General features: G+C 60.1%; 9 protein-coding genes. 7 read left to right on the forward strand and 2 right to left on the reverse strand.

The genetic code is table 11. The features are described from left to right. Nucleotides 1-303: 303 nt before the first annotated feature. Nucleotides 304-597 carry a DUF2934 domain-containing protein gene (locus FHT93_RS17180; RefSeq protein WP_183848557.1) on the reverse strand — a complete coding sequence of 98 codons (294 nt, stop codon included), beginning with the start codon at nt 595-597 and terminating at the stop codon, nt 304-306. Between the two features lie 680 nt (nt 598-1277). Between FHT93_RS17180 and FHT93_RS17185 the strand changes: the two genes are divergently transcribed. Next, on the forward strand, nt 1278-3467 hold the full coding sequence (locus tag FHT93_RS17185; RefSeq protein WP_210299321.1) for an alpha-amylase family protein: 2190 nt from the start codon (nt 1278-1280) through the stop codon (nt 3465-3467). A 62-nt stretch (nt 3468-3529) separates the two neighbouring features. On the opposite strand, the gene FHT93_RS17190 is transcribed toward FHT93_RS17185, so the two are convergent. After that, nucleotides 3530-4342, reverse strand: a complete 813-nt coding sequence (locus FHT93_RS17190; protein WP_113203706.1) for an IclR family transcriptional regulator — start codon at nt 4340-4342, stop codon at nt 3530-3532. Between the two features lie 390 nt (nt 4343-4732). Between FHT93_RS17190 and FHT93_RS17195 the strand changes: the two genes are divergently transcribed. From FHT93_RS17195 to ugpC, 6 genes are all read left to right on the forward strand, one after another. Continuing rightward, a complete protein-coding gene (locus FHT93_RS17195) occupies nt 4733-6040 on the forward strand; it encodes an extracellular solute-binding protein (protein WP_183848561.1) in 1308 nt (435 codons plus the stop codon). Next, on the forward strand, nt 6040-6999 hold the full coding sequence (locus FHT93_RS17200; protein WP_112542404.1) for a sugar ABC transporter permease: 960 nt from the start codon (nt 6040-6042) through the stop codon (nt 6997-6999). Before FHT93_RS17195 ends, FHT93_RS17200 begins: the two co-directional genes overlap by 1 nt. Further along, the gene (locus FHT93_RS17205) at nt 6996-7817 is read left to right on the forward strand and encodes a carbohydrate ABC transporter permease (RefSeq protein ID WP_112542405.1); all 822 of its coding nucleotides are present in this window, start codon (nt 6996-6998) and stop codon (nt 7815-7817) included. The genes FHT93_RS17200 and FHT93_RS17205 overlap by 4 nt, the downstream gene beginning before the upstream one ends. A 5-nt stretch (nt 7818-7822) precedes the next feature. Then, nucleotides 7823-9874 (forward strand): alpha-L-fucosidase, encoded by a 2052-nt coding sequence (locus tag FHT93_RS17210; RefSeq protein WP_183848563.1) that lies wholly within the window; start codon nt 7823-7825, stop codon nt 9872-9874. Between the two features lie 140 nt (nt 9875-10014). Continuing rightward, nucleotides 10015-11049 (forward strand): LacI family DNA-binding transcriptional regulator, encoded by a 1035-nt coding sequence (locus tag FHT93_RS17215; RefSeq protein ID WP_183848565.1) that lies wholly within the window; start codon nt 10015-10017, stop codon nt 11047-11049. Between the two features lie 37 nt (nt 11050-11086). Then, a complete protein-coding gene (gene ugpC, locus FHT93_RS17220; RefSeq protein ID WP_183848567.1) occupies nt 11087-12184 on the forward strand; it encodes a sn-glycerol-3-phosphate ABC transporter ATP-binding protein UgpC in 1098 nt (365 codons plus the stop codon).

The raw sequence follows: 12184 nt of genomic DNA on the forward strand, positions 1-12184 counted from the left end.
GGTGGGTTGCGGTCCGAAGGCCCAGCCTCCAAACCCGAGTCACGTCGGGGGTGAGCAGGCTTTACCGGTGGGGACGGCGGCCGCCGGATGGAATGTCCTCCGATTGTCGGTTTGATGTATCGACAAGGTAACATCGATCGGTGGAACCACAGCAGCACGACACGGCGGGAAACGTCGGGCCGCCCCGAGGGGTGCGGTGGCCATAAAAAAGCGACAGACGATTGCAGGGCGGCCGATCAAGGCGCCCTTCTCGTTTAGAAGCTTATGTCTATGGGCTGCATGGCAACGCGACCCAAAACCCCGTCAGTGTTTGGTGACACCACCGGCGGGCTTGGCAGCTTTCGGCGGCGGTGTTGTCGTCGGAACGCTCTGGGCCCCGCCTTTGGATTTGCTTGCTACCTTCGGCTTTGCCGTCTTGTCGGCGGCCGTGGCCTTCTTCGCGCGTGGCTTCCTGGCCGGCTGGCTGTCTGCGTCCACGCTCGCGCTGATCTCCTGAAACGCCTGAAGCCAGTGTCTCATATCCTCGCCCTGCGGACGGCCTTCCCGTTCCCAGATTTCATAGGCGCGCTGCCTGATACGGTCTTCCCTGTCTGTCATCGTCGTCCCTCCGGTGTTGATGCTATCCGGATGAGCCAGATGGTGCGCCAACGCGCGTCGACAACGGCGACGCATGCTCTTATTGCCAGGGCCGCGATCACGAAATCGCGATGATCGGCATCTGCCTTGAATTTTACCGCAAGCTTTTGGGCGCCAGCCGGTCGTCAGCGAAGTTCAGATCGCCATAGCTTGAGCGGATCCATTGTCTTCAATCAGCTCCGGCATCGCTGCCGTCACACGAATTTCGCAAAGATGTCGGCCCCTACGGCGTGGTCGCGGCGCGGGGATCATGCGGAACCTCTTCGCCGCCTCCGCATTATGATGCGGCTTCAACAAGGACAGTGTCATGGACCATCAGACCCTTCTCGCAACCACCTTTGCCTTTGCATCGTTTGCACTCGTCTGGTGGCAAACGAAAGCCTGATCGCTCACGCTCGACGGAATCTAGCAAGGACACATAGGGCACAGCCCGTCCCTACCCTTGGCATTACCGCTCTAGCCTTTGCCGACACGGTAGATCGTACTTCCGCTATTAGGATAAAGCGCCAACATTCCGGATGACCATCGAGCGCTTTGCCGGGATTTTCCACATCGTGGAATTTCCGGGAATAGTCGGCGACTAAACAATGCTTTCAGTTAGTTTTGCGGGGCAAACAACTGAAACAAGGGTGGAAATAGTCATGGGATCGGAACCTTGGTACCGCACGGCGCTGCGATGGGGACAGACCAATCTGGTTGAAATCGACCCCGAGCGCTACGACGACACCTGGTGGCGGGAGCACTGGCGCAAGACGCGCGTTCAAGGCGTTATCATCAATGCCGGCGGCATTGTCAGCTATTACCCGACGAAATTTCCCCTGCATCACAAGGCGCTGACGCTCGGAGAGCGAGACCTCTACGGCGAGATCGTCAAGGCCGCACGCGAGGAGGGTCTGAAGGTGATCGCGCGCATGGATTCAAACCGCGTCGCGGAAGACTTCTATCGTGCCCATCCGGACTGGATCTGCCTCGATATCGACGGCAAGCCCTATCGTCAGGCTGACAAATACGTCACCTGCATCAACTCGCCCTACTACAGCGAATATCTGCCTGACATCATGCGCGAGATCATCGAACGCACAATGCCAGACGGTTTCGCCGACAATAGCTGGGCTGGCATACCGCGCAAGAACATCTGCTATTGCCGGCATTGCACCGAGCAGTTCTTCGCATGGTCGGCCGTGGACCTGCCCGGCCGCCATGACTGGGCTGACGAAAACTATCGCCGCTGGATCCAGTGGAACTACAAGCGACGCACTGACCTCTGGGAATTCAACAACAAGGTCACCACCGCAGTCGGCGGCAAGGACTGCTGCTGGATGGGCATGATCAGCGGCGATATCCTCAACAACGGCAATCGCTTCATCGATCTCAAGGAAATCCTTGCCCGCAGCCCGATCGTTATGCTCGACCATCAGCGCAGAAACCTCGTCGACGGTTTCGAGGACAATACCGAAACTGGCAAGCGGTTGCATGAAGTTGGTGGTTGGGACAAGCTCATCCCCGAGAGTACGCCGCAATACCAGCTCGGTTCGCCGGCTTTCCGCCTCGCCAGCATGCCGCCCGCCGAAGTGCGTCTGTGGTCCTCCTCCGGCTTTGCCGGCGGCATCCAGCCCTGGTGGCATCATATCGGCTCGTCTCATGAAGATCGCCGCCAATACAGGACGGCAGAGCCGATATTCAAATGGCATGAGGCGAACCAGGATATTCTGATCAATCGCCAGCCACAGGCCGATGTCGGCGTCGTCTGGTCGCAGCACAACCACGACTATCACGGCCGCGACAAGGCAAACGACCGCACCATGAACCCCTATCGGGGCACGACAAGGGCGCTCGATCGGGCTGGGATTACCTATCTGCCCGTCAATGCCGACGATATAGGCAAGGCTGCAGGGCGCTTCGGCGTACTTGTCCTTCCGAACCTCGCCGCCATGTCGGACAAGCAGGTTGCTGCCGTTGAAGCTTTCGCCGCCCAAGGCGGTTCTGTGATAGCTTCGTCAGAAGCGAGCCTCTACAGCGAGCATGGCGACCGCCGAAAGGACTTTGCTCTTGCTAAGCTTTTCGGCGTCCATCGCGAGAACGGCGCGCATGGTGACTTCGAGGCCGCCAATCCCGACATCGAGACCAGCGCACGCCACACTTATCTGCGCCTCTTGCCTGAACTGCGCGCCGGTGTCCACGGACCATCGGACAAGACCGCGCCGAAAGCTGACGGAAGCCGGCATCCGGTGCTTGCTGGTCTTGACGAAACCGACACCCTTCCCTTCGGCGGCTACCTGCCCATCGTCAGTGTCGATGATGACGTCAAGGTGCTGGCAACTTTCATCCCGGACTTTCCGATCTATCCGCCGGAAACCTCCTGGATGCGGCAGCCTTATTCGGATGTGCCTGCCATCACCGTCCGCGAACACGGCAAGGGCAAATTCGTCTGGTTCGTTGCCGATCTCGACCGCTGTTATGCACGTGACGACCAGTTTGAGCACGCGCGGCTGATTACCAATGCCGCGCGCTGGATGCTTGCCGACCGATCGCTGCTGAGGCTGGAAGGCACGCATGGTCTTGCTACGGCCGCGCTCTATCAGCAGGATAGACGGCAGATCGTTCACCTCAACAACCGCGTTCTGGTCTCCCGCGTGCCCGGTCGCCAGAACGAGCTCGTACCGATTGGTCCGGTGACCCTGCGTCTGCGCAAACCGAGCGGCAAGACTGCCTCCGACGCAAATCTCAGGGTTGCGGGAAAGACTGTGAAGATCGCTGACGAGGGCAGCGAAATCGCCATCGATGTCGGCACGATCCTCGACCACGAGGTGATCGTCGTCGACTGGTCCTGAGCCACAAAGAAAGCCGCCGGCTCGAAACAGCCGGCGGTTCATTTCGAGCAGAGTGTTTCGCGTCAGCTCGCAATGGCGTTGACAGGCGGCATCTCCCCGCTGAGAGCCGCCGTCAACTGCGCCGAAGTCTCAGCGAGCAGGCGCCCGAGCACTGGAATCCGCTGTGGCGTTATCCGCGACGCGAGGCTCGACAGCGATATGGCGCAGATCGCTTCGCCGCGATGGTCATAGACGGCAGCTGCCACACAACGCAGGCCGGAAACCAGCTCCTCGTCATCGACCGCATAACCGTCCGCCCGGATTCTTTCGAGATCGGCGCAAAGAGCCGATTGTCGCGTGAGCGTATTGGCCGTGAAGCGTCGGCTTCCCTCGCGCGACAGGATCGCCTCCAGATCCTCCCGCGAATATGTCGCCAGGATCGCCTTGCCCATGGCTGAGGCCGTCATCGGCACCCTGCTGCCGACCCGGCTGACGCTGCGGGTGATATCGCGGCTCTCGACCCGATCGACGCAAACCATCTCGCCGTCCTGAACGAAGCCGAGATTGCTGGTTTCGCGGGTCTGATCGCGCAAGCGCCTGAGATAGGGGAGCGCGGTCGCAACAAGATTGCTCTGACGGGTGAACACGGAACCGATGGCAAAGGCCTGCCGGCCAATATGCCACATGCGATCGTTAGGATTGTACTGAATGAATTGCCACTGCTCCAGTGTTGTCAGAATGCGATGGACCGTCGACGGCGCCAGACCCGTGCGGCTGGCGAGATCGACCAGACGGTTGCCATGCTCGTCCATTCCCATCGCTTCGAGCAGCATCATGGCGCGGTCGATCGATTGTACGCGCCCGTGAAGATTTTTCTCCTCCACCTGCTCGCCCATAGGTCTCCTCCATTGCAATAAAGCTTTTCTTGGCGCTGTCTATTCAGATGGTAACGCTACCATCCGCTAGCGTCAACGGCGGAAAGCGGAATGTACCGACCGCGAACATGGTTGTTCACGAGATCGTGCGCCATGCTGACGCCAGTTCGAGCAACGCCATCGCAAGTTAGAAAGGCGGCTTCCATTGCCATGTCCCTTTTGCGCTCGCGCAGCGTGGGAAACCCGGCTCTAAATCATCATACAAGATCAATTTTATCGGTTTTTGACAACGACTTAAGTAAATTGTCGTTTGTTTATCGATAAAAACACTTGTTGGATACAAAATAGATGATAACGTTTCAACTAAATTGAATGCCGGATGGCAGCAGTCAACGTTTGGGAGGACGTGACATGACCAGCAGCAATAGATTTATGCCCGAAATCCGTCGCCGCACGTTGCTCGCAGGAGCGGGCAGCACCGCCCTGCTGGCCATGGCAGGCGCAACGAGAGCTCAGGATGCAGTTAGCGGCGAACTCGTCGTTCTGAACTGGCTCGGCGGCTCAGAACTCGACATGATGCACTCGATCCAGAAGGCCTTTCTGGCGAAATATCCCAATGTCACGATCCGCGAAGTCGCCATCACTGGCCAGGGTGACATGCGCGGCGGCATCCGCACCGCGCTGATGGGCGGCGAGGTCGTCGATGTGCTCTTCAACACGTGGCCGGCCTTTCGCAAGGAACTTGCCGATGCCGGCATGCTCCGGCCGATCGACGATCAGTGGAAATCCTTCGGTTGGGACAAGCTCGTCAGCCAGTCGTGGAAGGATCTCGGATCCATCGGCGACAAGACCTACGGCCTGACCTACACCTTCGGTGACCGCTCCGGCATCTGGTACAAGAAGGAGCATCTCGCCAAGGCCGGTATTGCCGAACCGCCGAAGACCTGGGACGAATTTGTCGCCTCCTTCGCGAAGCTTACAAAGGCGGGCTATGCGGCCCCGATCGCGATCCCCGGCAAATACTGGGCGCATGCCGAATGGTTTGAAACCCTGTTGCTCAGAACCGCAGGTGCCGAGACGGCGGCGAAGCTTGGCGCCCATGAAATCCCGTGGACCGATCCAGCTGTGAAGACCGCGCTGACAAAATACGCCGAGATGCTGACGTCCGGCTGCTGCGGGGCGCCGAACACCATGCTTGCCAACGACTGGGACGGTGAGGCCGACCAGGTCTTCCAGGCCAACGCCAAGAACTATCTGCTGATCGGCATGTGGATGAATAATCGCGCCAAGAACGACTACAAGCTGGTCGAGGGCAAGGATTACGGTCTGTTCCAGTTCCCGTCTCTCGGCATGGGCCATGACGATACATCGAGCGTCGACGCCAAGGAGCTGCTGGTGACGACGAATGGCCCTAATCCGAAGGCGGCAGATGCCTTCCTCGATTTCTGGACGAGTGCCGAGGCCGCCAACATTCTCGCCAAGGCCGGTTATGCCTCGCCAAGCAGCAATGTCGATGCTTCGCTCTATGGTGAAGCACAGAAAGTGGCGACACAGGCCGTCGCAAGCTCGAAGCTGCAATTCGTGCTCGGCGACCTGCTGCCCGGCGATCTCGTCGACGAGTATCGCGTGCAGCTGCAAAAGTTCCTGCAGGATCCGTCGAGCGCCAATATCGATACGGTTCTTGCGGCCATCGAAACCAAGGCCCAAGGTTCCTACTGATGGCTGACACCTCCGCTTCCCCGGTGCGGGAAGCGGCGGGCGTGATGCAGGGTTCTCCGCTGGCGGCTGGCATCAAAGGCCGTCGGCGTCTGCTTAGGGACACGCCCGCCGCACTGATCCTGATTGCGCCGGTTATCGTGTTGTTTGCGATCGCCGTGATCTATCCGCTGGTCGAGACGATCCGGCTGAGCTTCTGGGATATCCAGGGGCTCAGAAAGCCGGCCTTTATCGGCTTCGGCAATTATGCGCGGCTCTTCGCCGACGCGGCTTTTCGCAACACGCTGTTGACGACCTTGATCTTCACCATCGGCACGACCGTGATCTCGGTGGCGATCGGCTGGGTTCTGGCGATGCTGTGTGCCTTCGCGCCGCAGCAAACCCTGCCCTTCCGCGTGATGATCTTTGCGGCCTTCGGCATTTCGGAAGCGGTATCAGGCTATATGTGGATCGGCATCTACAGGCCGGATGCCGGCGGTCTGCTCAATTCATTGATCCAGCTTCTGGGCTTTCCCGGTTTTGCCCATGCCTGGCTGGGCGACGCCAACACCGCACTCTGGGCGCTGATCGTTGCAGCCTCCTGGAGCGGCGTCGGTCTGCCGCTGATGCTGATCTTCGCCGCCATACAGGCGATCCCCAAATCTGTGCTCGAAGCTGCCTACATGGATGGTGCCAGGCCGCTCTCGACCATGCGGCACATCATGATGCCGCTGTCGATGCCAGGCGTGCGCGTCGCCGTCTTCATCAACCTTCTGACGGCTCTGCGCGCCTTCGACATCATCTATATCCTGACCGGTGGGGGGCCGGTGCGTTCGACCGAAACCGTCGGCTATTTCATGTATCGGGAATCCATGACCCAGTTCAAACTGGGCTATGGTGCGGCCGCTACCGTCATCCTGCTGCTTGCAGTCCTGATCGTCTCGATCCCCGCCATCATCCAGCGAACGGCAGGTGCGAAATGATCGGCAAAGCTCCTCGCTGGATTATCATCGTCGTCGGCATCGTCGCCTTCATCTGGGTGATCCCGATCATCGGCATCGTCGTCACCTCGTTGCGTCCGCCGGAGGGCGTATCGCTCGGCTGGTGGCGCTTCGATCATTTCGATCTTACGCTCGATGCCTGGCACCGCGTCTGGGACAAATACCCGCTCGCCGACTCCATGTGGGTGACGATGAAGACGGCGGGTATTGCGACGGCACTCACCATGCTGCTCACACCGGCCGCCGCCTATGCCTTCCACTTTCTGACATTCCCCTTCCGCCGGGTGCTCCTGATCATCATCATCAACGCATTCGTGTTGCCGCAACAGGTCGTCATCATTCCGCTCTTCACGCTCTGGCGCGACATGGGGCTGATCGACAACATTCTCTCTGTGCTCATTCCCTATGTCGGGCTGTCCTTCGCCTGGTCTATCTTCCTCGTCAAAAACTTCTTCGAGGATTTTCCGCGCGAACTCGTGGAGGCCGCCAAGATCGACGGCTGCGGACCGCTCGCGACCTTCCGCCATGTGGTGCTGCCGAACAGTCTGTCGCCAATCTTTGCCGTCGGCATCCTGCAGTTCCTCTGGACATGGAATGCGCTCCTGCTGCCTATGCTCTTCCTGCGCAGCGATGTGCCCCTTCCCGTGCTGCTTGCCCGCATTTCCGGCAGCTACGAGATCAACTGGGACCTGAGATCGGTGGCGGCCATCCTCACCACCATCGTCCCCCTGCTCGTCTTCCTCGTTTTCCAACGTCAGTTCGCCGCCGGCTCGCAAACCCGCACCGGCGCAAAGGAATAGGACCCATGCCCAAGACAACGAACAAGCCGCTGCGTTACCGCCAGATCCATCTCGACTTCCATACATCGGAACATATTCCGGGCATCGGCGCCGATTTCGATCCGGATGCCTTCGTCTCGACGCTGAAGGCAGCCCACGTCGATTCCATCACCATTTTCGCCAAGTGCCATCACGGCTGGTCCTATTATCCGACTAAGGTCGGCAAGCCGCATCCGCAGCTTGCCCGCCCGGACCTTCTCGGCGACATGGTGAAGGCACTTGCCGCAGCCGATATCGAAAGCCCGATCTATATTTCGGTACAATGGGATGAGCTGACGGCGCGCGAACATCCCGAATGGCGGGCGATGAGCGCCTCGAACCACTATCATCACGACCGGCCGACCGACCCTTCCGCCGGCAAGCAGCTCAGCCCCGCCTGGCACACGCTCTGCCTCAATCATGCGGGCCTCAGGCACTATATCCTCGAACAGGCACGCGAGGTCGCGCAGAACTATCCGACGCAGGGCCTCTTCTTCGATATCATCCTGACGCCGGACTGCGTCTGCCCAGCCTGCGTCGAACGCATGCTGTGCGAAGGTCTCGACCCTGAAAACCCGGCCGACCGCCTGAAGAACGACGAAGCCGTCAATGAGCAGTTCCGCCGCGAGACGAGTGAAGCGCTGTTTGCCGAATTTCCGGGCCTGCGTGTCTTCTACAATTGCGGTCACATCCACAAGCAGGGACCGGAGCGCTTTTCGACCTACTCCCATCTCGAGCTTGAAAGCCTGCCGACCGGCGGCTGGGGCTACGACCATTTCCCGTCGAGCGCCCGTTATGCCGCCACGCTCGGCATGGATTTCCTCGCTCATACCGGCAAGTTCCATACATCCTGGGGAGAGTTCGGCGGCTTCAAGCACCCGGACGCGCTGGAATATGAGTGCGCACAAATGATCGCGCTCGGCTCCAAATGCCTGGTCGGCGACCAGCTTCATCCGAACGGAGCGATCAACCCCGATACCTATGCTTCGATTGCGCCGGCCTATCATCGTGTCGAAAAACTCGAACCCTTCCTGGAGGGCGCAAAGCAGATTTCCGAAATCGCGATCCTTTCGGCGGAACACATGAACCCCAAAGGCGCGCGCAACCATCCAAGCGATGACGGCGCCGCCCAGGTACTGCAGGAGCTGAAACGGCCTTTTGACGTACTCGACAGGTCCGGCCGTTTCGAGCAGTACCGCCTGCTGATCCTGCCGGACGAAATCCCTGTCGATGCCGCGCTCGCTGCCCGGCTGAAATCCTATCTCGCCGGCGGCGGCAAGATCATCGCTTCCTGGCATTCAGGCCTTGATGAAAACGGACAATTTGCTGTCGACTTCGGTATCGAAAGAGGAGCCGCGCCCATCGCTTTCAAGCCTAGCTATGTGAAAGCCGGAAAGGATCTCGACCCCTCCATGCCGGAAACGGCCTTCGTTTTCTATGATGATGCCGAAGCCGTCAGTTCGGTGGGCGCAACGGTGCTGGCCGGCGTCTATCCGTCCTACTTCAACCGCTCCTACAAGCATTTCTGCTCACATCAGCACGCGCCCGATGACCCGGATGCCGATATGCTGGGCGCGGCAGTGACCGAACACAAGGGCGCAGCCTACATCGCCTATCCGATCTTCCGGCTTTACCGGGCGATGGGCCAGCCGCTCTACAAATACCTGGTTCGCGGCCTTCTCGACCGGCTTGTTCCCGATCCGGCCATGGTCACCGATCTGCCCTCGTCCGGACGGGCGACGCTGACGCATCAGATCGAGCACGACCGCCATATCCTGCATCTCCTCTACGGTCCGCCGCAGATCCGCGGCAAGGACGTACGTGGCGATGACGGTTCGACCCGGGTCATGGAAATGATCGAGGACATTCCGGCGATCGGCCCCGTCAACGCCACGGTGCGCCTGCCGGCAAAACCGAAGCGCGTTTTCGATGCGATGACAGGAGAGGATCTTGCCTGGAATGCGGGTGACGATGGCGCCATCAATATCACGGTTCCGCGCCTGCGCATCCACAGCGCCGTGGTCTTCGAAGGCGCATAATGCAGGTTGAAGTAAGGGAGCCGTCGGACTTTGCTCTTGCCGCCCGCAATACTGGTGGGCGGCGGAGCGCTGGGCTATACGACGGAAAGGCGCCTGGCCAGGTGTCATTTCCCATGGATGAACGCAGGAGCCCGCTCGAAATGCAACAGACGGACCAGACGGCCGGAAAGAGGCGCGGAGCCACGATCATCGACGTTGCCAGGGTGGCAAACGTCGCAGTCGGCACCGTGTCCCGCTATCTCAACGGCCAGACGATCCGCCGCTCCAACCGCGAACAGATCGAGCAGGCGATCCAGGACCTCGGCTACCGGCGCAATGCTGCTGCCGCATCGATCCGCACCGACCTCACCCATATGATCGGCTTCCTGGTGCCGACCTTCGACGAATTCCATTCCCGCATGCTCGAGCATCTCGCCCATTCGGTTCGTCCAACCGGACGGGCACTGCTGACTTACTGCCATGGCGGTGATCCGCGCGTGGTCGCCGAGGCACTCGATTTCTTCGCCGCGCAGCGTGTCGATGCGCTGGTCATGGACGGCACCGCGGAAGTTTATGACCGTGTCGACGACCTGATCCATCACGACATTCCGATCATCTTCTATAACAACGACGTTCGCGGGCTGGCAGCAGACCGGGTCATGGTTGAGAACCATCGGGCGAGCTATCGCATCGTCAGCCACCTCATCGATCTCGGCCATAGCCGCATCGGCATTTTGACAGGCGATCCGCGCAATTCTTCGGGTATTGAACGGCTGGCGGGCTATGAACAGGCGTTGCGCGACCGGGGTATCACAATCGATCCTACCCTCGCGGCGCGTGGAAACTGGCGCATGGACGGCGGTTATGAGGCCACCAAGCGATTGATGTCGCTTGAAAATCCGCCCACCGCGATCTTTTCCGCCAATTATGGCATGGCAGTCGGAGGGCTGAGCTGGCTGAAGGAGAACGGCCGGCACGTGCCCGAGGATGTTTCGCTTGCCAGCTTCGACGATGTGGCAATCTTCCGGCTCTACGAAGCCGGCATTACTGCCGTCGCCCAGCCGGTGGCAAGCATTGCTGAAACCATCACGGACATTCTCGTGGAACGCCTGACGGAGCCGTCAGGCGGGGCGACGCGCAGTGTCGTCCTCGAATGCGACATCATCCTGCGAGGCTCGACGCGACGGATCACCTGACGCGTTCCGCCCGCCAAGCGGTTAAAGGGAGGAAGCTTTGGCCAGTGTAGAGTTGCACGATATCGACAAATCCTATGGCAGCTTTCAGGCGATAGAGGGGCTCAATCTGAGCGTCGACGACGGTTCGTTCACGGTCTTCGTCGGTCCCTCCGGCTGCGGAAAGTCGACGCTTCTGCGCATGATCGCCGGCCTGGAGAAGATCACCGCCGGCGACCTGACGATCGGCGGACGGCGCATGAACGAGGCCGATCCCATCGAACGCGGAGTCGCCATGGTTTTCCAGAATTATGCGCTTTATCCGCATATGACGGTGGAGCAGAATATCGGCTTCTCGCTGCGCATGGCCGGCATGGGCAAGGCCGATATCGACCGGAGCGTTGCGGCTGCCGCCTCGACCTTGCAGATCGAGCCGCTCCTGAAACGCAAGCCCGCTCAACTCTCTGGCGGACAGCGCCAGCGCGTTGCGATCGGCCGTGCGATCGTTCGCAACCCCGCCGTCTTCCTGTTCGACGAACCCTTGTCGAACCTCGATGCGGAACTCCGAGTCTCCATGCGCGTAGAAATCGCTAAACTGCACCGGCGCATCGGCGCGACGATGATCTATGTCACGCATGACCAGACCGAAGCGATGACACTCGCCGATAAGATCGTCGTCATGCGCGCCGGCAAGATCGAGCAGGCAGGCACGCCGGATACGCTTTATGCCGATCCCGACAATTTCTTCGTCGCCGGCTTCATCGGCTCGCCGCGGATGAATTTCCTCGATGGCACGCTCGGCGCGGACGGGGTGATCAAGCTCGATTGCGGCAGTGCTTTCAGAGCAGCCATCGTCGGCGCGGGCAAGGACATGCCGGTCAAGGTCGGCATCCGCCCGGAACATTTCACCGGACAGGACGAAAGCGGCGGCGCGATCGACGTCAAGGTCGATGTCGTGGAAAATCTTGGAGGAACCCGCTTCATCTACGGAACTCTCACCTCGGGCCAATCCGTGATCATCGAGGAACGCTCGGAAAGGACGCTGCGCCCGGGCGAGACGGTCAGCGCCGGCTTTTCCGCGAGAAAGGCGCTGCTCTTCAGCGTCGACGGCCTGCGGATCCGCGACATCAGACCGGCAAACAGCATCCCGGCAGAATGA

This window comes from Rhizobium sp. BK379 (genome assembly GCF_014193955.1).
Taxonomy (GTDB): Bacteria; Pseudomonadota; Alphaproteobacteria; order Rhizobiales; family Rhizobiaceae; genus Rhizobium.

Bases quoted from the DNA above. Each gene is read 5' to 3' on its own strand.
- FHT93_RS17190 (WP_113203706.1), bottom strand. From the start codon at position 4,342: ATGGGCGAGCAGGTGGAGGAGAAAAATCTTCACGGGCGCGTACAATCG.
- FHT93_RS17205 (WP_112542405.1), top strand. From the start codon at position 6,996: ATGATCGGCAAAGCTCCTCGCTGGATTATCATCGTCGTCGGCATCGTC.
- FHT93_RS17195 (WP_183848561.1), top strand. From the start codon at position 4,733: ATGACCAGCAGCAATAGATTTATGCCCGAAATCCGTCGCCGCACGTTG.
- FHT93_RS17180 (WP_183848557.1), bottom strand. From the start codon at position 597: ATGACAGACAGGGAAGACCGTATCAGGCAGCGCGCCTATGAAATCTGG.
- FHT93_RS17185 (WP_210299321.1), top strand. From the start codon at position 1,278: ATGGGATCGGAACCTTGGTACCGCACGGCGCTGCGATGGGGACAGACC.
- FHT93_RS17200 (WP_112542404.1), top strand. From the start codon at position 6,040: ATGGCTGACACCTCCGCTTCCCCGGTGCGGGAAGCGGCGGGCGTGATG.
- FHT93_RS17215 (WP_183848565.1), top strand. From the start codon at position 10,015: ATGCAACAGACGGACCAGACGGCCGGAAAGAGGCGCGGAGCCACGATC.
- FHT93_RS17210 (WP_183848563.1), top strand. From the start codon at position 7,823: ATGCCCAAGACAACGAACAAGCCGCTGCGTTACCGCCAGATCCATCTC.